This is a genomic window from Streptomyces sp. NPDC004051 (assembly GCF_053604275.1).
The window spans coordinates 27,907-48,141 of the sequence record NZ_JBSGHG010000048.1 but is presented as its reverse complement, the minus strand read 5'-3'; the positions used below and the strand labels follow the sequence as shown (position 1 = coordinate 48,141).

At 72.2% G+C, this 20,235-nt stretch carries 19 protein-coding genes and 1 pseudogene; 6 read left to right on the top strand and 14 right to left on the bottom strand.

Annotation, left to right across the window (positions count from 1 at the left end; translation table 11 throughout):
- The 3 genes from ACWEQO_RS31695 to ACWEQO_RS31685 form a co-directional block, all read right to left on the bottom strand.
- Nucleotides 1-410, bottom strand: a 410-nt coding sequence (locus ACWEQO_RS31695) for an SPFH domain-containing protein (RefSeq protein ID WP_452986085.1), incomplete at its 3' end; no start/stop codon positions are given.
- Between the two features lie 277 nt (nucleotides 411-687).
- Nucleotides 688-1,596, bottom strand: coding sequence for a S1 family peptidase (locus tag ACWEQO_RS31690; protein ID WP_452986082.1), 909 nt, complete (start codon nucleotides 1,594-1,596; stop codon nucleotides 688-690).
- Nucleotides 1,597-1,875: 279 nt separating this feature from the next.
- A complete protein-coding gene (locus ACWEQO_RS31685; RefSeq protein WP_452986081.1) occupies nucleotides 1,876-3,036 on the bottom strand; it encodes a DUF5685 family protein in 1,161 nt (386 codons plus the stop codon).
- A 290-nt stretch (nucleotides 3,037-3,326) separates the two neighbouring features.
- Between ACWEQO_RS31685 and ACWEQO_RS31680 the strand changes: the two genes are divergently transcribed.
- Nucleotides 3,327-3,764 (top strand): cell division protein SepF, encoded by a 438-nt coding sequence (locus ACWEQO_RS31680; protein WP_361460610.1) that lies wholly within the window; start codon nucleotides 3,327-3,329, stop codon nucleotides 3,762-3,764.
- A gap of 35 nt (nucleotides 3,765-3,799) precedes the next feature.
- On the opposite strand, the gene ACWEQO_RS31675 is transcribed toward ACWEQO_RS31680, so the two are convergent.
- Nucleotides 3,800-5,017 carry an acyl-CoA dehydrogenase family protein gene (locus ACWEQO_RS31675; RefSeq protein WP_452986080.1) on the bottom strand — a complete coding sequence of 406 codons (1,218 nt, stop codon included), beginning with the start codon at nucleotides 5,015-5,017 and terminating at the stop codon, nucleotides 3,800-3,802.
- Nucleotides 5,018-5,155: 138 nt separating this feature from the next.
- A complete protein-coding gene (locus ACWEQO_RS31670) occupies nucleotides 5,156-6,892 on the bottom strand; it encodes an MFS transporter (RefSeq protein ID WP_452986079.1) in 1,737 nt (578 codons plus the stop codon).
- Nucleotides 6,893-7,248: 356 nt separating this feature from the next.
- On the opposite strand from ACWEQO_RS31670, the gene ACWEQO_RS31665 reads away from it, so the two are divergent.
- Together ACWEQO_RS31665 and ACWEQO_RS31660 are read left to right on the top strand one after the other, a co-directional pair.
- The gene (locus ACWEQO_RS31665) at nucleotides 7,249-8,541 is read left to right on the top strand and encodes a glycosyltransferase family 39 protein (protein WP_452986078.1); all 1,293 of its coding nucleotides are present in this window, start codon (nucleotides 7,249-7,251) and stop codon (nucleotides 8,539-8,541) included.
- 247 nt (nucleotides 8,542-8,788) lie between these two features.
- Nucleotides 8,789-9,811: a phosphatase PAP2 family protein gene (locus ACWEQO_RS31660; protein ID WP_452986077.1), complete on the top strand. Its 1,023-nt coding sequence runs from the start codon at nucleotides 8,789-8,791 to the stop codon at nucleotides 9,809-9,811.
- A gap of 36 nt (nucleotides 9,812-9,847) precedes the next feature.
- Here the strand turns inward: ACWEQO_RS31660 and ACWEQO_RS31655 are convergent, their stop codons facing one another.
- Both ACWEQO_RS31655 and ACWEQO_RS31650 read right to left on the bottom strand, forming a co-directional pair.
- Nucleotides 9,848-10,063: an I78 family peptidase inhibitor gene (locus ACWEQO_RS31655; protein ID WP_361460602.1), complete on the bottom strand. Its 216-nt coding sequence runs from the start codon at nucleotides 10,061-10,063 to the stop codon at nucleotides 9,848-9,850.
- A gap of 486 nt (nucleotides 10,064-10,549) precedes the next feature.
- Nucleotides 10,550-11,185 (bottom strand): transglycosylase family protein, encoded by a 636-nt coding sequence (locus ACWEQO_RS31650; RefSeq protein ID WP_361460600.1) that lies wholly within the window; start codon nucleotides 11,183-11,185, stop codon nucleotides 10,550-10,552.
- A gap of 441 nt (nucleotides 11,186-11,626) precedes the next feature.
- Between ACWEQO_RS31650 and ACWEQO_RS31645 the strand changes: the two genes are divergently transcribed.
- Together ACWEQO_RS31645 and ACWEQO_RS31640 are read left to right on the top strand one after the other, a co-directional pair.
- Complete coding sequence (locus ACWEQO_RS31645) at nucleotides 11,627-12,460, top strand: hypothetical protein (protein WP_452986076.1); 834 nt, start codon at nucleotides 11,627-11,629, stop codon at nucleotides 12,458-12,460.
- A gap of 79 nt (nucleotides 12,461-12,539) precedes the next feature.
- Nucleotides 12,540-12,965, top strand: a complete 426-nt coding sequence (locus ACWEQO_RS31640; protein ID WP_361460597.1) for a hypothetical protein — start codon at nucleotides 12,540-12,542, stop codon at nucleotides 12,963-12,965.
- A 96-nt stretch (nucleotides 12,966-13,061) separates the two neighbouring features.
- Here ACWEQO_RS31640 and der read toward each other — a convergent pair whose 3' ends face one another.
- From der to aroH, 5 genes are all read right to left on the bottom strand, one after another.
- The gene (der, locus tag ACWEQO_RS31635) at nucleotides 13,062-14,540 is read right to left on the bottom strand and encodes a ribosome biogenesis GTPase Der (protein WP_452986075.1); all 1,479 of its coding nucleotides are present in this window, start codon (nucleotides 14,538-14,540) and stop codon (nucleotides 13,062-13,064) included.
- Between the two features lie 75 nt (nucleotides 14,541-14,615).
- Nucleotides 14,616-15,263 carry a lysophospholipid acyltransferase family protein gene (locus ACWEQO_RS31630; RefSeq protein WP_452986074.1) on the bottom strand — a complete coding sequence of 216 codons (648 nt, stop codon included), beginning with the start codon at nucleotides 15,261-15,263 and terminating at the stop codon, nucleotides 14,616-14,618.
- Nucleotides 15,260-15,940: a (d)CMP kinase gene (gene cmk / locus ACWEQO_RS31625; RefSeq protein WP_361460591.1), complete on the bottom strand. Its 681-nt coding sequence runs from the start codon at nucleotides 15,938-15,940 to the stop codon at nucleotides 15,260-15,262. Before cmk ends, ACWEQO_RS31630 begins: the two co-directional genes overlap by 4 nt.
- Nucleotides 15,941-16,114: 174 nt before the next feature.
- Nucleotides 16,115-17,200 (bottom strand): prephenate dehydrogenase, encoded by a 1,086-nt coding sequence (locus ACWEQO_RS31620; protein ID WP_361460590.1) that lies wholly within the window; start codon nucleotides 17,198-17,200, stop codon nucleotides 16,115-16,117.
- Nucleotides 17,197-17,559 carry a chorismate mutase gene (gene aroH, locus ACWEQO_RS31615; RefSeq protein WP_361460588.1) on the bottom strand — a complete coding sequence of 121 codons (363 nt, stop codon included), beginning with the start codon at nucleotides 17,557-17,559 and terminating at the stop codon, nucleotides 17,197-17,199. Before aroH ends, ACWEQO_RS31620 begins: the two co-directional genes overlap by 4 nt.
- A 198-nt stretch (nucleotides 17,560-17,757) precedes the next feature.
- On the opposite strand from aroH, the gene ACWEQO_RS31610 reads away from it, so the two are divergent.
- Nucleotides 17,758-18,447 carry a nucleotidyltransferase domain-containing protein gene (locus tag ACWEQO_RS31610; protein WP_361460586.1) on the top strand — a complete coding sequence of 230 codons (690 nt, stop codon included), beginning with the start codon at nucleotides 17,758-17,760 and terminating at the stop codon, nucleotides 18,445-18,447.
- Here ACWEQO_RS31610 and ACWEQO_RS31605 read toward each other — a convergent pair.
- Both ACWEQO_RS31605 and ACWEQO_RS31600 read right to left on the bottom strand, forming a co-directional pair.
- Nucleotides 18,444-19,468: pseudogene (locus tag ACWEQO_RS31605) on the bottom strand (ADP-ribosylglycohydrolase family protein). The gene ACWEQO_RS31610 and the pseudogene ACWEQO_RS31605 overlap by 4 nt on opposite strands.
- Nucleotides 19,465-20,184, bottom strand: coding sequence for an NUDIX hydrolase (locus ACWEQO_RS31600; RefSeq protein WP_452986073.1), 720 nt, complete (start codon nucleotides 20,182-20,184; stop codon nucleotides 19,465-19,467). Before ACWEQO_RS31600 ends, ACWEQO_RS31605 begins: the two are co-directional and overlap by 4 nt.
- Nucleotides 20,185-20,235 lie beyond the last annotated feature (51 nt).

Here is a 20,235-nt window from a genome sequence, read left to right as displayed (position 1 = left end):
TCCCGGTTGGACAGCAGGTCGTCCAGGTCGCTCTTGCCGATGATGGAGCGCAGCGAGGTCTGGGCCATCTGGGAGACCGCGAACCGGTAGTCCTCGACGTTGACGAGTGCGGCGGAGGCGTCGACGACCTTGAAGTAGACCACCGCGTCCACCCGTACGGTGACGTTGTCCCGGGTGATGCCCTCCTGCGCGGGGATGGGCATCGTGACGATCTGCAGGTTGACCTTGTGCAGCCGGTCCACGAACGGAACGATCAGCGTGAGCCCCGGACCCCGCACCTGGGGACGGAGCCGGCCGAGCCGGAGCACCACCCCGCGCTCGTACTGCTTGACGACCCGCGCCGCCGACATCAGACCGACCGCTCCGGCCGACGCCAGCGCCACCCCCGCCGTCACCAGTTCCTCGACCATCACGGCCCCCCAGAGTCCGAAGTGGCGCATCAGGTGATCCCGCGACCGGCGCCGCCCGGCGCGTCCTGGTGTGTGTCCCTAGACGGTAGCTCCGTGCCCCCACAAGGGCGAGCCCCCGCGCGGCGGTTGCCGTGCGGGGGCTCGTCGTGCTGCCGGCTGCGGTGAACCTGCGGGGGCCGGTGGTACCGGCCGACCCCCGGTCCGTCCTCCTGGACGGGCGACCCGCTGCTGGTCCGTCGACCCAGCAGGTCCAGAAGGTTCAGCAGGTTCAGCCGGCTCAGTAGACGCTGACGCCGTAGGCGCTCAGGGCCTCCGTCACCGGCTGGAAGAAGGTCGTGCCGCCGGAGGTGCAGTTGCCGCTGCCGCCGGAGGTCAGACCGTACGCGGTGCCGTCGTTGCCGTAGAGCGAGCCGCCGGAGTCACCGGGCTCGGCGCAGACCGTGGTCTGGATGAGGCCGGAGACGACGTCGCCGCCGCCGTAGTTCACGGTCGCGTTGAGCGCGGTGACCCGGCCGCTGCGCGTACCCGTGGTGGAGCCGTCACGGATGACGGTGGTGCCCACGCTCGGGGTGGCCGCGCGGGTGATGTCGACGCCGTTCGCGGTGCCGGGCCTGGCTATCGAGGAGTTGGTGTACCGGACGATGCCGTAGTCGTTGCCCGGGAAGCTGGAGCCGGCGGTCGTGCCGAGCACCGTGGTGCGGCCGGAGTTGGCGTACCAGGTGCTCGAGCCCTGGGTGCAGTGGCCGGCGGTCAGGAAGTACTCGGTCCCGTTGCTGGACCGGACGTTGAAGCCGAGGGAGCAGCGGCCGGTGCTCGAGTAGATGGCGTCGCCACCCTGGATGAGCTTGCTGAACGTACCGGGCGTGCGCTTGATCTGCAGCGCGCCGGCGTCGGCGCCGGCCTGCTGCTTGATCTGCGCGATCTCGGCCTGGGACACCGTGCTGTCGACGGTGACGACGACCCGGTTGGTCTTGCTGTCGACGGCCCAGGCAGTGCCCGGGATGTCGGCCTTCAGCACCGATCCGCTGACGCTGTTGAGCTCGGCGGAGCTGAAGGTGGTGGGTGCTTCGGACGCGTTCGCGCTGGGGATCGCGATCGCGGCGGCGGCCACGAGGCCGGTGGAGACGGCGATCAGCCGGGTGCGTCTCGAGATGCCGCTGCGGGGGGTGGTGCGCTTGATCCTCACTTCTCGTTCCTCCACAAAGGAAGTAGGGGGCCCCGTGGGGTTCGGGCCCGTGAGGCGCAGTCAGGAAGCAGGTCGTCCGGATTCCGAACATGCCGTGCCCCTGACAAGCGCTGGGGGTGAGTATTCGGCCGAACGGCCGGTCGGCGCAAGAGTGCCTTTCGGACGTCACCCGCCGCGCGGTGTCCGGAAGTAGCCCCTCCGATTCCTCCCTGTTCCCTCTCCGATTTCCCCTCCGGTTCCTTCCGCAGGGCCCCTTGGAACGCCTCCCCGAAAGCCGGTTCAGCAGTCGCAGCCGCAGTCGCAGCCGCCGTCCTCACCGCAGCAGCGGCAGCACTCACAGCAGTTGCAGCAGTCGCAGCACCCGCCGCAGTCGTACCGGGAGCAGAGCGCGTCCTTGTGCTCCCGGCTCCAGGGGTCCTCGTACGTGCCGCAGCACATCCGGCACGTACAGGCCAGCCCCAGCCACACGGCGCAGCCGGCGAGCAACCCGCGCCGGTCGCGGCGCGGCGGCTCGGGCGGCATCGGGCCTCCGGGCATGCCCGGTGCGCCGGGCGGGGCGTAGGGGCCGGAGCCGTGGGCACAAGAGACGGTATCGAAGGCACGGTGGACGGAGTTGGGCAGTTCGTGGACGAGCAGCCGGTGCGCCAGACCTCCGTCACCGAACTCCACCTCGCGCAGCGCGAGCCGGATGCCGTGCACGGCGTCGTCGGCGAGCCGGCGGGCCTCGGCGAGTGGGGTTCCGGTGGCGGTGAGGGGGTTCCACGCGCCCGCCGCGGCGTCGGCCTCCCGATCCTCCACGGCGTCCAGGAGATGGGCGAGCCGGCCGAAGAGACGCCCGGCCTCGGCGAGCGGCCCGGCGTTGTGCGGGCGCCCGGCGAGCACCGCGGTGTGCGCGAAGGCCGCCGCGGTGGCGGTCTCGGTCGGTTCGGTGACGGTGAGGATCGGGGTACCCGGCCCGGCCAGGGCCTCGATGCCGGTCTGCCGGTCGACGGCGTCGACCAGGACGGCCGTGTCGAACCCGACGTCCGAACCGGTCCGCGCTCCGGCCCGGCCCCAGCTCGCGGCGACGCGGCGAGCGGCGAGCGCCACCGGCCGGCGGGCCAGCAGCCCGTCCCCGTCGGCCACGTGGTCGCGCACCTTGGCGGAGGCCAGGACCAGCGAGACGGCCGCCGCGAGTCGCGCGCCCTCGCCGTGCGCGACGGAGGCGGTCCGCATGCCGCGCAGCGGACACGGCCCGGCCGTGCGCCGTACGGCGTCCGCGCGCGCCGATTGAGCCTCCGTCAGGACCGAGACGAGCAGACCGTCGTAGTTGGTGACCACGCGCGCGAACTGCCCGTGGTCCCCGCGCAACGCCAGGCACAGTCCGCACAGGTGCGCCGTCCACTGAGCCGTGAGCCGTTCACCGAGCCGATGCCGGCAGGGCCTGACCATTCCGAACATGACGTCCCCCCGTGGATGTCGCGAAGTGGAGCGGCGGCATCGTACCGACTGTCACATTCACCCGTACGCGCTGCCCATCACCCATACGCCGAGAAGAATCATATTTCACTCACAGTCAGCACCCGCTTACGTCAAGGCCCTTGGGGGGCTTGGGCTCTCGACGGATTCTCCGTGCACCAGTACCGTCACAAACCCCCCGCGCGGCGTCCCATCACTTGGCGCGCCATCCGCATCATGGACGACCATAGGGATGCGGAAAGCAAGAAGGACCGCTGTGAGAGGAGGCGTCCATGGGATCGGTACGCAAGGCAAGTGCCTGGCTTGGCCTCGTCGACGACAACGAAGACGAGCGTTACTACGACGACGACTACTCCGACGGAACCGAGCCGGGGGACGCCTGGGTCACCGATCCGCGGGTCAAGGTGGCCACGGACGTCGCCGAGGAGAAGGGCCGCCGCATCGGCACGGTCACCCCGGACAGCTTCCGGGACGCCCGCGCCATCGGCGAACTGTTCCGGGACGGGATTCCCGTCATCATCAACCTCACCGCCATGGACGCCGGTGACGCCAAGCGCGTCGTCGACTTCGCCGCCGGACTGATCTTCGGTCTGCGCGGCTCCATCGAGCGCGTGTCCAACCGGGTGTTCCTGCTCAGCCCGGCCGACACCGAGGTCGTCAGCGGAGAGCCCGCGGCGCACCGGTCGGACGGCTTCTACAACCAGAGCTGAGGCAGGGCCGCTCGCCGGCCCTGCCCCCACCGGGCCTACCGGAACGCGTCGATTCCGGTGAGCGCCTTGCCCAGCACCAGCTGGTGCATCTCCACGGTGCCCTCGTAGGTGAGCACCGATTCGAGGTTCGTCGCGTGCCGCATCACGGGGTACTCGAGCGAGATCCCGTTGGCGCCGAGGATGGTGCGGGCCGTGCGGCAGATGTCGATGGCCTCGCGGACGTTGTTCAACTTGCCGAAGCTGACCTGCTCGGGACGCAGGCGGCCGGCGTCCATGCGCCGCCCGAGATGATGGGCGAGCAGTGTCCCCTTGTGCAGTTCGACCGCCATGTCGGCGAGTTTGGCCTGCGTCAGCTGGAACCCGCCGATGGGCCGCCCGAACTGCTCCCGCGACTTCGCGTAGTCGACGGCGGCCTCGAAGCAGGCGCGCGCCGCGCCCATCGCACCCCAGACGATCCCGTACCGGGCGTGCGTCAGGCAGCTGAGCGGGCCGCGCAGCCCGGTCACCTCGGGCAGTACGGCGTCGGTGGGCAGCCGTACGTCGTCGAGGACCAGCTCGCTGGTGACGGAGGCGCGCAGCGACCACTTGTGCTTGATCTCCGGCGCCGAGAACCCGGCGCTGTCGGTGGGCACCACGAACCCGCGGATCCCGTCGTCGGTCTGCGCCCACACGACGGCGACACCGGCCACGGACCCGTTGGTGATCCACATCTTGCGACCGTTCAGGATCCAGTCCCCGCCGTCGCGCTTGGCGTACGTCCGCATGGCCGCGGGGTCGGAACCGTGGTCGGGTTCGGTGAGCCCGAAGCAGCCGATGACCTCACCGGCGGCCATCTCCGGCAGCCACCGCTGCTTCTGGTCCTCGCCGCCGAACCGGTGGATCGCGTACATGGCGAGCGAGCCCTGCACCGAGACCAGGGACCGGATGCCGGAGTCGGCGGCCTCCAGTTCCAGGCAGGCGAGCCCGTACTGCACGGCCGAGGCGCCCGCGCAGCCGTAGCCGCGAAGGGGCATGCCGAGCGCGCCGATCCCGCCGAGCTCCCGGGCCAGCTCCCGGATGCCGGGCAGTTCGCCCTTCTCGTACCAGTCGGCGACATGGGGCAGTACCCGGTCTTCCGCCCAGGCGCGCACGGTGTCCCGGACCGCCAGGTCCTCCGGCTCCAGCAGGTCGTCGAGGCCGAGCGGGTCGGCCGGGTCGAAGGGGGGCGACTTCGGTGACGGCGATGTCTTCGATGTCTTCGATGAGACGGACATGGGGCACCCTCCGAGGAATCCGACCGGGGCGGAGCCGGCCGGCGCACTTGTCAACTAGCGCTGCTGGTCAGGGCTCGGACCGACCCGACGTTACGGCGCGGTGCCGCACACGTCCACCCGGCCCGGCGGCGGCACGCCTCACACCGAGACGCCGGAGTCCGCGGCCGCCCGCGGGGCGGGCACCTCGGCGGCTTTGCGCGATTCGGCAGGTTCAGCCGGTTCACTCGGTTCGATCGACTTGACCGAGGGTTCGTCGGCGGGCACGGCCGCAGGCGCCTGCGCGGGAGGTTCGGCCGGCACCTCCGCGGGGGTCACCCCGGCCTCCGCCGTCTCGCAGTGCATCGCCCGCGGCAGCCGCAGCGCCATCGCGGCCCCGAGCAGCAGCAGGCCGGCGCTGACCAGCAGGGTCACATGCAGCCCGTGCACGAAGGCGTGGCGTGCCGCGTCCAGCAGGGCGGCCCCGGCGGGCCCGCCCAGTTGGGCGGCGACCTGGTGGGCCTCCCCCAGCGAGTGCCCCGCCGCCGCGGAAGCCGACGCGGGCACTCCGGGAACTCCGGTGAGGCCGGGCGCGTAGGCGGCGTTCATGATGCTGCCGAGGAGCGCGATCCCGATGCCGGCGCCCAGTTGGTACGAGGTCTCGCCTATGGCGGCGGCCCCGCCCGCCTGCTCCGGGGGCGCTTCGCTCAGCATCGACTCGTACGCCCCGAACAGGGTGGTCTCCAGGCCGAAGCCGAGCAGGACGAATCCGCTCAGCAGCAGGGTGCGGTTGTCCTGCCCGCCCATCGCGGTCAGCAGCAGCACCGCGGCGGCCGTCAGGCAGAAACCGAAGCAGACCATGCGGCGCGGCCCGAACCGGCGCAGCAGCCGCGCGCCCGCCAGTCCCGCCGCCATCGCCGCGAACGTCAGCGGCAGCAGGCGCAGTCCGGTCTCCAACGGGGACAGTCCCAGGACGAGCTGGAGGTACTGCGCGGCGATCAGTTCCAGGCCCACCAGGGCGAGCATCGCCAGCACGATGCAGCCCACCGACGTGCTGAACGCCGGCCGGGTGAACATCCGCAGGTCGACCAGCGGGTGCGCGCGGCGCCGCTGCCTGCGGACGAAGACGATGAGCAGGGCGGCGCCCGCGACCAGCGTCAGGGCGGTCCACACACCGCCGCCGGCGGCGGATCCGCCGCTGCCGAGCCGCTTCACGCCCAGGACCACCGCGAACAGCCCCGCGGCGGCCATCAGCGCGCCCACCACGTCCCAGGGGCCGCTGCCGTCGCCCTTCGACTCCGGCAGCAGGATCCGCCCCACCGGGAGGCTGACCAGCATCAGCGGAATGTTGATGAGGAAGACCGAGCCCCACCAGAAGTGCTCCAGCAGGAACCCGCCGAGCAGGGGGCCGACCGCCGCGCCGACCGCGGCGACTGCGCTCCAGACGCCGATGGCGAGGGCCCGCTCGCGCCGGTCCGGGAAGACCTGCCGCAGGATCGACAGCGTCGCGGGCATGATCATCGCGCCGCCGACGCCCAGCAGCACCCGCGCCGCGATCAGCACCTGCGCGTCGTCCGCGAAGGCCGCGACACCGGAGGCGACGCCGAACAGGGCGTAGCCGAGCAGGAGTACGCGCCTGCGTCCGACCCGGTCGCCCAGGGTGCCGAACAGGATCAGCAGCGAGGCGCAGACCAGCGGGTAGGAGTCGACGATCCAGAGCAGTTCCATCCCGCCGGGCCTGAGGTCCTCCGTGACGGCGGGGACCGCCACGTGCAGCACGGTCGCGTCGACGGCCACGAGCAGCAGGCTGACGCAGAGGACGACGAGTACCACCCAGCGGTTGGCCCCGGCCCCGGCCGCCCTACGACGCAGCGCGGCAGCCGTGGTCGTCCCGGACATGCACAGACCTCCCAGATGTTCCCTCGCGCTCGGCGGCTCACGGGGTCGGGGACTTCCCCGCGACTCGGTCGGAGAGGAGCGGTGTGGCCTCCGGCCTGCGCAACGAACGGCGAGTGACACGTCAGCGTACGCGAGGGAACGGTGGTATCGAGTGGCGGGCCTCTCACAGATTCGGCAGAAACGTGTGGCGTACACCACTTTCTTTCGGGTCGCTTCCGGTCGCTTCCGGCGCCTTCCGGTCGTCTCCGGGGCCCGTGCGTCCTGCAGGATCGCCCCTCCCCGTGGGCGGCCCGCCTCCCACGGGGAGGGCGCTCCGCCGAACCGATTCGCCACGCGCCCGGTCGATAATCGGGCCCGTGACCGATCTCGAGACGCGTGCCCCGTCGTCCCGCCCCGGCCCGCTGCGCCGGGCCGCGCCGGCGCTCCTCGGGTACGCGGCCGTGCGCGCCCTGGGGCTGGTCGTCCTGGCGCTGTGGAGCGAGACGCGCGGCAAGAGCGCGTACACCCTGCTGACGGCCCGCTGGGACGCGCTCTGGTACACGGGGATCGCCGAGCTGGGGTACGGCTACGAGGTGCGCCTCCCGAACGGGGACGTGCACTCGAACCTGGCCTTCTTCCCCCTGCTCCCCTGGTTGGAGCGGCTGCTGGCGGCGGTGTCCCCGCTGTCGTACGCCGACGGGGGCTTCGCCGTCGCCGTACTGGCCTCGCTCGCCGCCGCCTGGGGGATCTTCGCGGTGGCGGACCATGTGTACGGGCCCCGGGTGGGACTGTGCGCGGTGCTGCTCTGGGCGGTGCTGCCGGTCGGTGTCGTCCAGTCGATGGCGTACAGCGAGTCCCTGTTCACGGCACTCGCCGCGTGGTCGCTGTACGCGGTGCTGACCGGGCGCTGGGTGACGGCCGGGGTGCTGGCGGGTCTGGCCGGGCTGACCCGCCCGGTGGGGCTGGCGGTGGTCGCGGCGGTCTGGGCGGCGGGCATCGCCTCCCTCGCGCACGGCCGCCGCTCCCCCGCCGGCTTCCGCTCGTTAGGGGGAAGCCGGGGCGCGGCACCGGCGGGCGGCGCGCGCTCCGCGGAACGCGCCGCCCCGCACGAGGACACCCGGCGTGTTTCCTCGCCCGAGGGCGCGCACGTGCCGCCGAGCGCCCCCGGCGTCGGCGTCCGCCGGGCGCTCGGCATGTTCCTCGCTCCGCTCGGCGCCGCCGGTTACGTTCTGTGGGTCGGCCACCGGACCGGAAAGGGGCCGTTCGGGTATCTCGACGTGCAGGCCGGCTGGCGGAACGGGTTCGACGGGGGTTACGCCTTCGCCCGGTTCGCCCTCGAGAAGTTCACCTCGTTCCCGTCGGCCCTGGCGGGCCTCGGACTGGTCCTCGGGGTCGGTCTGCTGGTGTGGCTGTACGTGGTCTGCGTACGGCGGCGCCAGCCGCTGCCCCTGCTGGTGTACGCCGGCGTCGTCACCGCCCTCGCCCTGTGCGCGTCGAGTTACTTCGGCTCGAAGCCGCGTCTGCTCATGCCCGCCTTCCCGTTGCTGCTGCCCCCCGCACAGGGCCTGGCCCGGCTGCGTACGCCCAGGTCGGCGCTGGTGGTGGTGTCCGTCGCGGTGTCCTCGGCGGTCTACGGCGCCTTCTGGCTGAACGGTTCCGGCCCGCCCTGAGCCGCTCCCGCCCCGGCCACCGGCGGTGAGCACCGGGGAAATTCCGCACCATCGCCTGGTGAACGAATTCCAAAAGCGCGATAAATCCGCACCCCCGAATGATCAAAAGAATTCAGGGAAACAATGTTCGGGGATTGCCGATTCACCAAGAACAAAGGTCACCTTGAGAGCAATCCCACATCACATCGTCATCACAAAGCCGCCGGTTCGGCGGGGCCGCGCGTTCACTCCCTGTAACGTCGATTGGGTGCGTACCGAACGTAAGCCCACCCGTCTGGACCGGGTGTTCGCGAGGCTGGATCGTGAGCCGGAACGACCGGCTCACATCGACATGCCCCGAATGAGCCGGCACCGGACGGTGCTCTTCGGCTCCGCCCTGGCCTTCTACGTGGCGATCGTGTGGGCCGTCGTCATCACGTCCTGGCTGGTCCGGCTGGACTGGCGGGTGATGTTCTTCCGCCCCTACGAGCAGTGGGCACAGCTCCACGCCTTCGTCGACTACTACGTGGTGCTCGGCCAGCGCGGCCCGACCGCGGTGATGGTCGCCGCCTGGCTGGGCTGGCGCTCCTGGCGGCAGCACACGCTGCGTCCGCTGCTCGCGCTCGGGGTCTCCCTGTTGCTGCTCAACATCACCGTCGGTGCCGCGAAGTACGGCATGGGGCGCCTCGGACCGCACTACGCCACCGAGATCGGGTCCAGCGAGATGTGGCTCGGCGGCAGCATATTTCCCAGCGGCCACACCGCCAACGCCGTGGTGACCTGGGGAATCCTGGCCTATCTGGCCTCCACTCCGAGAGCGCGGCGCTGGCTGTCCGCCCTCTCCGCGGTGACCTCGCTCGGTGTCGGCCTGTCCACCGTCTACCTCGGCACCCACTGGCTGAGCGACGTACTGCTCGGCTGGGTGGCCGGCCTGCTGATCCTGCTGGCGCTGCCCTGGTTCGAGCCGATGATCGCCCGCACCGAGGACCGGATCTTCGACTGGCGCGACCGCTGGCGCGAGCGCCGGTACGCGCGTCGGGGCCGTACGGCGCCCGCCGCCCCCCTGCCCGCCGCGGCGCCGGTCACGCTCAAGCCCCTCACCGACCGCGAGGACACCGCGGTCCCCGAGCCGGTCTCCGCGTCCCGTTCCGCCACCCGGTCTCCCGTCTACCTGGCGCCCGGCCCGCACCTGGGCCGGGCGGAGCGCAGTCCGGTCAGCCCGGCGGGCAGCCGCCGCCCGTCGCACGGGGAACGCCATCCGCGCGGCAGCGCGCCGTCGGCCCGCTCCTGACGGATTCCCTGGCGGATCCCGGGGCGCCGCCGTGCCTCAGCCCTTCCAGGAACGCGCCACGCTGCCGTCCCGCACCTCGAAGTTCAGCCGTCCCACGAGGTACTCCATGGTGATGATCGCCCCCGGCGGCAGCGCCCGCACCGTCGACCAGCCGCGCTCGCGCGCGAGTCGCTCGGCGCGGTCCGCGGGCAGGCCCACATAGGCGTCGGGGCTGTCGTCGGGTTCGGCGGAGGGTGTCGGAATGGGTGCCATACGGTCACGCTATGCCCTGCCCGGCGGACGGGGAAGGCCCGGCCGGGAACACGCTCCGACATCCCCCGGTGGTCACACTTCTGTCACAGGATCACGACAGGCGTTTATGCCCGCAACCATCACACGAATGGGTGATTCGACACCTCTTCCGGAGGAGGTCGCGGACAATTCCCGAGCCTCGTACCGGGGGCGCGGATAAACCTGGCGCGGTTCCCGGAAGAAACGTCCGGGGCCTCGCACATTTCGCCGTCCGCACGCCCGCGGAGGCGTCATCCGCACAGATTGTTCGCGCTTCCCTCACATGCTCCGCGGCGGTTCGGGCGGGCGGGCGGACATGACGGGAAACAGCAGCCCGGCCGCCGGTTCCGGCGCCCGGCCCGACGCCGAAGGCCCCGTCCGGCCGGCCGAGTACCGGCAGCCGGCCGGACGGGGGGCTTCACCACGGGCGACCGGGCCTCACCTGGGCCTCCGGTCCACCCGGGCGGTTCAGAGCGCGAGGCGCTGTCCGGGCATGATCAGGTCGGGATCGCCGCCGATGACGTCATCGTTGGCGGCGTACAGCCGCTGCCAGGTGGTCCCGTGCCGGGCGGCGATGCCGCTCAGCGTGTCGCCCTTGCGGACGGTGTAGTGGCCGCCGGACGAGTCCTGTTTCGCCTCGCCCGACGACTGCGCCGGCTCCTTCCCGACGGGCGCCGGGCCGGCGGCGGGTGCGCTCCCGGTCGCCCCGGCGCGTACCGAGCAGGTGGGCCAGGCGCCCCACCCCTGGACCTGCTGGACCTTGGCGGCGACGGCGATCTGCTGCTCCTTGGTGGCCCGGTCGGCGGTCGGCGCATAGGCCGTGCCGCCGAACGCGCGCCAGGTGGATGCGGTGAACTGCAGCCCGCCGTAGTGGCCGTTGCCGGTGCTCGTGTGCCAGTTGCCGCCGCTCTCGCACTGCGCGATGCGGTCCCACACTCCGCTGTCCGCCGCCGTGGCGTTGTCGGCCCCGGCCAGCAGCCCGAGGGGAGCGAGCAGCACCGCGCCGGCCAGCACCGCCGCCGTACGGGGCTTCTGAGCCTTTCGCTCGCCGTCGTGGGCATCGTCGTGGTTGTTGCCGCGGATGTCGCCGGCGCATTCGAACATGTAGTTCCCTCTCCAAGGACTCGGGGTCCCCCAAGGCGGAGCGCCGCCACCACGTCACGAGACGCCGTGCGCCAACGCCCGAACCGGCAGGATCAAGCAACTCCCCGTCCTCCCAGGCCAGTTCACCTTTACCCTAAGTAGCGTCAGTTTCCGGACACCCACTTTATTCCCCTATTTCCTGATTTACCGACCGACACGCCGGACGCTCCGCGAGCTGTTCTCTCCGGGCAACACCTTTGAAACCGAAGGCAGTTGACGATGAGTGTCCGATTCCGTGCCGGAAGTGACCGGGTGCGCCAGATGGTTCGATTCCGTTCGCTTCAGGGCGTGACTCCCCCCGCGGATCGCCCGTTGTCTTCTGTGTGAGCCGGGGACCCGCCCGGACCACGGGCCGGGAGCCCCCCGGCCTCGTCCACGCACCGCATCCCGAGGGAGTCACCCGTGCCGCGCATGCTCGACGTCAGCGACGAGGTACGCGCCGAGATCGGCGACGAAGAAGCCGACCGCCTGCTCGCCGGAGATTCCGCCCCGGGCGGCTACGACTGCACCTCCTGCCGCACCCCGGGCGACCCGGAGCAGGAGCGCACCAGCACAGTCCTGTTCATCGGGGAGGAGACCGCCGTCCTCGCCTTCGCCCACTCCACCTGCCTGCCCTCGCAGGTCGTCCAGGTCACCGAGGAGCAGCTCCAGGGCGCCGTGCGGTCCATCGGCGGAAACGACACCGCGCCCGCACCGGCCGCACCCCCCGTACAGGCCGCCTACGCCCCACCGGGACACGTCGCACCGGAGCAGGTCGTACCGGAGCAGGCCGTGCTCGGCGTGACCAGCGGACTGGTCCTGGTCGCCGGGGAACTGCACCCGGCCCTGGTCGTCGAGCCGACCGCACCGGTCGCACGCCCCGGTTCGCTCGCGTCCGGCGACGAATTCCTGCCCCTGCTCATCGAGCAGGGATTCGTCCCCGTGACCGAGCTGTCCACCACACCGCCCGTGCTGCACGGCTGGTCGGTCCTGCTGGCCATGGGCCAGCTGCACGCGGTGCTCCAGCCGAACCCGAACGGCGGGCAGCCGGTGGCCTGGTGGCAGGCGCACCAGCCGCTCCAGGTCACCGAGGGCTGGCGGACGGCCGCCAACAAGCACCAGCAGGTGCTGCTGTTCGCGGCCCCGGTCGGCTCGATCGGCCGTCAGCCGCGCGAGGACCTGCTGCGCGACGCCCTGGACCGGGCGGCGGCGAACGGGAGGCTGGTCGCGGCGGCCCTGCCGCTGGCCGGTCTCTGAGCGGCTGCCGAGCCGCCGCTGACCGGCGAAAACCCCACAGGGGCCGCATCCCTTGCCGGGCGGGGTCGTTGGGAGATATGTGCACGCATACGACGCTCCCCGCCGCCAGGCCTTCCCGCTGGTCCCCGCCCCGGTGCGGTCTGCCCAGGGCTCCCCGGGCGGCCCTTCGGCCACGCCGATCTACGACGCGCTCTACGCCGAGTACGTGAAGTCCTTCCGCTCACTGCCGGGCGACCGCAGCGGCGAGGACAAACTGGGCTTCACCGCCTTCGGAAGCATCCCGCACAGAACGAGCCCGTCCGGCGGTGCGGACTCGTCCGTCGGCCACGGTTCGGGGACCTTCGGCGGCGGGTCGTACGGCGCCTACGAGGCGGGGGCGGGCAGTGCCCGTCGGACCGCCGGGCAGCAGCCGCAGTGGCAGCAGGTCACAGCGGTCGGCCGGCACGCCATCGGGATGCACCACGTGCCGGCGGCGCTGCCCCCGGCCCCGCGCCGGGAGGCCTGACCGAGGGTCGCCGAGCCCGTCGGCCCCGCAGGGTGAAGGGGGCGGTCCCGGTCGGGACCGCCCCCTTCACCCTGCTTCACCCCGCGTGCCGTCGGGTCACTTCTTCTTGCCGCGCTTCTCGCGCACCCGCACCGAGATGTGGATCGGCGTGCCCTCGAAGCCGAACTCCTCGCGCAGCCGACGCTCGATGAAGCGCCGGTAACCCGCCTCGATGAAGCCGGAGGCGAACAGGACGAACCGCGGCGGCTTGGTGCCGGCCTGCGTGCCGAACAGGATGCGCGGCTGCTTGCCGCCCCGCACGGGGTGCGGGTGGGAGGCGACCAGCTCGCCGAGGAAGGCGTTCAGCCTGCCCGTCGGGACCCGGGTCTCCCAGCCCGCCAGGGCCGTCTCGATCGCCGGGACCAGCTTCTCCATGTGGCGTCCGGTGCGGGCCGACACGTTCACCCGCGGTGCCCACGTCACCTGGCCGAGTTCGGTCTCGATCTCCCGCTCCAGGTAGTAGCGGCGTTCCTCGTCGAGGGTGTCCCACTTGTTGAAGGCCAGGACGAGCGCCCGCCCCGCCTCGACGGCCATGGTGACGATGCGCTGGTCCTGCACCGAGATGGTGTCGGCGGCGTCGAGCAGGACGACGGCCACCTCGGCCTTCTCGACGGCGGCGGCGGTGCGCAGCGAGGCGTAGTAGTCGGCGCCCTGCTGCAGGTGGACGCGCTTGCGGATGCCCGCGGTGTCGACGAACTTCCAGGTCTTTCCACCCAGCTGGATCAGCTCGTCGACCGGGTCGCGGGTGGTGCCGGCGATCTCGTTGACGACGACGCGCTCCTCGCCGGCGACCTTGTTCAGCAGGGAGGACTTGCCGACGTTCGGGCGGCCGATCAGGGCGACCCGGCGGGGGCCGCCGACCGCGGTGCCGAAGGTCTGCGCCGGCGCCTCCGGCAGCGCTTCCAGGATCCGGTCCAGCATGTCGCCGGTGCCGCGGCCGTGCAGGGCCGAGACGGGGTGCGGCTCGCCCAGGCCCAGGGACCACAGGTAGGAGGCGTCGGCCTCACCGCTCGGGCCGTCCACCTTGTTGGCGCACAGGACGACCGGCTTGCCCGCCTTGCGCAGCAGCCGGACGACGGCCTCGTCGGTGTCGGTCGCGCCGACCTTGGCGTCCACCACGAACACCACGGCGTCGGCCGCCTCGATCGCGTACTCGGCCTGCGCCGCCACGGAGGCGTCGATGCCGAGGACGTCCTGCTCCCAGCCGCCGGTGTCGACGACCTTGAAGCGGCGGCCGGCCCACTCGGCCTCGTAGGTGACGCGGTCGCGGGTGACGCCGGGCTTGTCCTCGACGACGGCCTCGCGGCGGCCGATGATGCGGTTCACCAGGGTCGACTTGCCGACGTTGGGGCGTCCGACGACGGCGAGCACGGGCAGCGGGCCGTGCCCGGCGGCCTCGATGGCGCCCTCGACGTCCTCGAGGTCGAAGCCTTCCTCCGCGGCGAGCTCCATGAACTCCGCGAACTCGGCGTCACCGAGCGCCCCGTGATCGTGCTCGTGCTCGGCCGAGCCGTCGGGCTGGATGTGGTCGTTCATGAAGTCCGTACCTCGTTGTCCATCGTGGTGGTCGGTGGAATGCCCGGTTCCGGGTGATCCACTACTCAGTGTCGCCTAGCGCCCGGTGAGGCGTCTGGCGTTTTCCAGGTGCGCGGTGAGCTGCTTCTGGATCCGCTCGGTGGCCGCGTCCAGCGCCTTGCGGGTGCGGCGGCCGTCGCCGTCGCCCGCGTCGAACGGGTCGCCGAAGACGACGTCGACCCGGGAGCGCAGCGGGGGCAGCCCCTTTATCAACCGTCCGCTCCGCTCGGAACTTCCCAGCACGGCGACGGGCACGATCGGCGCGCCGCCGCGTACGGCGAAGTACGCGAGCCCCGCGCGCAACGAGGCGAAGTCTCCCTCGCCCCGGGTGCCTTCGGGGAAGATGCCGAGGACGCCGCCCTCCCGCAGGACGCCGAGTGCCCGGGAGATCGCCGTGCGGTCGGTGGTCTCCCGGTCCACCTTCACCTGGCCGATGCCGGTCAGGAACGGGTCGAGCGGTCCGACGAACGCCTCCTTCTTGATCAGGAAGTGCGTCGGCCGGGGCGCCACGCCCATGACCATCGGTCCGTCGATGTTGTGGGAGTGGTTCACGGCGAGCACCACCGGACCGGTCGCGGGCACCCGCCAGGCGCCCAGCACGCGCGGCTTCCACAGCCCGTACATCAGGCCGACGCCGATCCGCCGCCCGACCTCGGCGCCCCGCGCCGACGGAAGTGCGGTCACCGTCCGGCTCGCTTCTCCTCGACGAGGGTGACGACACACTCGATGACCTGCTTCAGTGTCAGGTCGGTGGTGTCCACCTCGACCGCGTCGTCCGCCTTGGCCAGCGGGGAGGTCTTGCGGCTGGAGTCGGCCGCGTCCCGCTTGATCAGGGCCTCGCGGGTGGTGTGCAGGTCGGCGCCCTTCAGCTCACCGCTGCGGCGGGCCGCGCGCGCCTCCGGGGAGGCGGTGAGGAAGATCTTCAGGTCGGCGTCGGGCAGCACGGTGGTCCCGATGTCGCGGCCCTCGACGACGATGCCGGTGACGGCGGAGCCGGCGATCGTGCGCTGCAGCTCGGTGATCCGGGAACGCACCTCGGGGACCGCGCTGACGGCGCTGACCTTGGAGGTGACGTCCTGCTCGCGGATCGGACCGGCCACGTCGACACCGTCGACGGTTATGGTCGGTCCCGCCGGGTCGGTGCCGGAGACGATCTCGGGCTTGCCGGCCACGGCGGCGATCGCGGAGGGGTCGGTGATGTCGATGCCGTTGGCGACCATCCACCACGTGATCGCCCGGTACTGGGCGCCGGTGTCCAGGTAGCTCAGGCCGAGCTGTGCCGCCACGGCCTTCGACGTGCTCGACTTGCCCGTGCCGGACGGACCGTCGATGGCGACAATCACTGGCGTGGCGCTTTCCACAGTGGGGACCTTCCTGGACCTGGCTGACGGGGAGCGGGGCGCGACTGCCCTGGACAAGGTTACTGGGTGTATGTCCCTCGATCGGCCCTGCCCGTTCCCGGCTGCGCGCAGGGCCCCGGAAGCGGTACGGGCGCTGTCGCGGGACGCACCGCCCGTACCGCTTCCGGCGGGTGCCTACTGGCGGATCGCCCAGCCCCGCTCCCGGAGCGCCGCGGTGAGCACCGGGGCCGCGTCGGGTTCCACCATGAGCTGCATCAGACCGGTCTGCTGTCCGGTCGCGTGCTCGATGCGCACGTCCTCGATGTTGACGCCCGCGCGTCCCGCGTCGGCGAAGATGCGGGCCAGCTGACCCGGCTGGTCGTCGATGAGCACCGCCACGACCTCGTAGACGCGCGGCGCGGAGCCGTGCTTGCCGGGGACCCGGATCCGGCCGGCGTTGCCCCGGCGCAGCACGCCCGCGACGCCGGCGCTGCCCTCGCGGCGCTTGTCCTCGTCGGAGGACTGCAGCGCGCGCAGGGACCGCACCGTCTGCTCCAGGTCGGCGGCGACGTCGGTGAGCAGGTCGGCGACCGGTCCGGGATTCGCGGAGAGGATGTCGATCCACATCCGGGGGTCCGAGCCGGCGATCCGGGTCACGTCCCGGATGCCCTGCCCGCACAGCCGTACGGCGGCCTCCTCGGCGTGCTCCAGGCGCGCGGCGACCATGCTGGACACCAGGTGCGGCATGTGGGAGACGAGGGCCACGGCACGGTCGTGGGCGTCGGCGTCCATGACGACCGGCACGGCCCTGCAGTGCGAGACCAGCTCGAGGGCGAGGTTCAGCACCTCGGTGTCGCTGTCCCGGGTGGGGGTGAGCACCCACGGGCGGCCCTCGAAGAGATCCGCGCCGGCGGCCAGCGGGCCGGACTTCTCCCGGCCGGACATGGGGTGGGTGCCGATGTACGCCGACAGGTCGAGCCCCCGCTCCTCGAGCTCGCGGCGCGGGCCGCCCTTCACGCTGGCGACGTCGATGTAGCCGCGCGCCGCACCACGGCTCATGGCCTCGGCGAGGACGTCGGCCACATGGGCGGGCGGGGCGGCGACGATCGCCAGGTCCACCGGGCCCTCCGGCTCCCGGTCGGTGCCGGCGCCGAGCGCGGCGGCCGTACGGGCCTGCTCCGGGTCGTGGTCGACGAGGTGGACGACGACGCCCCGCCGGGACAGGGCGAGGGCGGCGGACGTGCCGATCAGCCCGGTGCCGATGACGAGTGCGCTTCTCACTGGGCGATGTCCTTGCGCAGGGCCGCCGCGGCACCGAGGTACACATGGGCGATGTCGGCACGCGGCAAGTCGGACTCGACGTGCACAAGGATGCGGACGACGCGGGGCATGGCTCCCTCGATGTCCAGTTCCTGGGCGCAGATCAGGGGGACGTCGACGATGCCGAGCTTGCGGGCGGCGGCGGCCGGGAAATCGGAGTGCAGGTCGGGCGTGGCCGTGAACCAGATGCTGATCAGGTCGTCCACGACCAGATCGTTGCGCTGCAGAACAGCGGTGAGCAGGGCTCCGACCCTCTCCTCCATGTGGCCGGACTCGTCCCGCTCGAGCTGGACGGCGCCCCGGACCGCTCGTACCGCCACGACGATGCTCCTTGCTGGTGCGCTGGTGTACGGGTGTGCCGGAGTGTTCGCTCGTCGGCACACCGACGTGGGTGTCGGTCGTCCAGCCTAGTCAGAACGGACGCGCTCGGCGTGCGGTGCCCGCCCGCCGAGACGTCGGTGGTCCGGTGGAGGGAAATTCGATTCGCCTGGCGTGGACCGCCGCATACGCTCCCGGGCATGCGCTCCGAGCACCTGGTCCGCGACCACACCGTCTACGCCTGCGTCATGGGGTCGCGTGCCTTCGGTCTGGCCACGGAGGGCAGCGACACCGACCGCCGGGGCGTCTTCCTCGCCCCCACTCCCCTGTTCTGGCGCTTCGAGAAGCCGCCGCCCCATGTCGAGGGACCGGCCGAGGAGCAGTTCAGCTGGGAGCTGGAACGCTTCTGCGAGCTGGCGCTGCGGGCCGACCCGAACATCCTGGAGTGCCTGCACTCACCGCTCGTGGAGCACGCCGACGACACCGGGCGCGAGCTGCTCGCCCTGCGCGGCGCGTTCCTCTCCCGCCGGGTCCACGAGACGTTCACCGGGTACGCCCACAGCCAGCGCCGCAAGCTGGAGGCCGGCGTCCGCGCCCACGGGGCGCCCCGCTGGAAGCACGCCATGCATCTGCTCCGTCTGCTGGCCTCCGCCCGCGATGTCCTCCGTACGGGCGCCCTCACGATCGACGTGGGCGAGGAGCGCGCGTCGCTGCTCGCGGTGAAGCGGGGCGAGGTCGCCTGGTCCGAGGTCCAGGCACGGATGACGCGCCTGGAGCGGGAGGCCGGGGAGGCCGCCCGTCACAGCCCGCTCCCCGCGGAACCGGACCGCCGGCGGGTGGAGGACTTCCTCGTCCGCACCCGCCGCGCCTCGGCCCTCCGGGCGGGCTAGGAACGGGCGTCCCAGAGCGTGCCGAGCGCCGGCGGCTCCTCGCGGTGCTCGACGCGGTCCGCCCACGCGGCGGGCCAGGCGTCGGCGCCCAGGTGGGCGCCGGCGAAGGCGCCCGCCAGGCAGGCGATCGAGTCGGAGTCGCCCGCGGTGCAGGCGGCGCGGCGCAGAGCGGTGAGCGGTTCGTCGACGAAGAGCGGGAAGCAGAGCAGGCCGGTCGCCAGTGCCTCCTCCGTGATCCAGCCCTCCCCCGTCGCCAGGCACGGGTCGGTCTCCGGCGAGACGGTGCGCACGACGTGCCGGAGGCGCTCCAGGACGGCCAGGCACTCGTCCCAGCCGCGCGCGATGAAGTGCTCGGGGGCGGGGTCCTGGGCGCGGGTCCACAGGTCACCGAGCCAGAACTCGTGGTAGCGGGTGCGGTTCTCGTAGGCGTAGGAACGCAACAGGCCGATCAGGCCGGTGGGTTCGGCGCCCTGGGCGAGCAGTCGTACGGCGTGGGCGGTGAGGTCGGAGGCGGCGAGCGCGGTCGGGTGCCCGCGGGTGAGGGCTGCCTGCAACTGGGCGGCGCCCGCGTGCTGTTCGCCGGTCAGGCCGGGGCCAGGCCTGTGGGGGCGACCCGCATGTCGGCGCCGCAGCCCTTGGAGCCGACCTGGAAGGCGTCCTGCCAGGGGAGAGCGCTCTGCAGCGGACCGCACGCTGTGAGACAGGTCCGCCCCGGTGCCCGGTTGTTCTCGGGCGAGCGGTACCACTCCACGAACTCCTCGCGCGCCGGACGCTCCAGCCCTTTCGGGGTGAGCATGCCCCGGTCCACGGCCGTCCGCAGCCCCCTGCCGAGCGCCGGCGTCATCTGGGTGTCATCGGTGACGCGGGCAGGAGTGGGCAACTCCATCGCCCGCCAGGTCCCGTACCGGTCCAGGATCTTCGGTACGCCGATGAACTCGGTCGGGAAGCCCAGTGCGTCCCCCAGGGCGAGTCCGGTGAGCGCGCCTGTCACGGCGCGCTTGGTGACGGTGGTCGTGGTCACGCGGGACGTCCTTCCGGAGCCGGCCGGAGCAGTGGCGGGTGGAGGGTGACGGCGGTGCCCGCGCGGTACAGCGCGGCGGGTTTGCCCCGGCCGCCGGTGAGGCGCGCGGCGCCCGGGACGGCCTCGACGAAGCCCGGGGTGGCGAGCACCTTGCGCCGGAAGTTGGGCCGGTCGAGCGCGGTGCCCCACACGGTCTCGTAGACCTGCCGCAGCTCCCCGAGGGTGAACTCGGGCGGACAGAAGGCGGTGGCGAGGCAGGTGTACTCGAGCTTGGCGCCGACGCGCTCCCGGGCGTCGGCCAGGATCCGGTCGTGGTCGAAGGCGAGCTTGCGCGCACAGTCGTACGGCGTCCAGCGGGCCTGTGCCGCGTCGCTGCCGCCGTGCGCCTCGGGAGCGTGGGGCAGCAGTGCGGCGAAGGCCACGGACACGACGCGCATCCGCGGGTCCCGGCCGGGTTCGCTGTAGGTCCGCAGCTGCTCCAGATGCAGCCCGGACACGTCCGTCAGCCCGGTCTCCTCGCCCAGCTCGCGCCGCGCGGCGCTCTCGGCGGACTCCTCCGGCCGGACGAAGCCTCCCAAAAGCGCCCACCGCCCGGCGTACGGCTCCTGGCCGCGCTCGACGAGCAGCACGTGCAGCGCGCCCCCGCGGATCGTGAACACGGCGAGGTCGGCGGTGACGGCGAAGGGCTCGAAGGCGTACTTGTCGTAGCCGTCCATGAGCCGCACCCCCTTTTTATGGTCGCCCTGACCATAAAAAAGGGGGTGCGG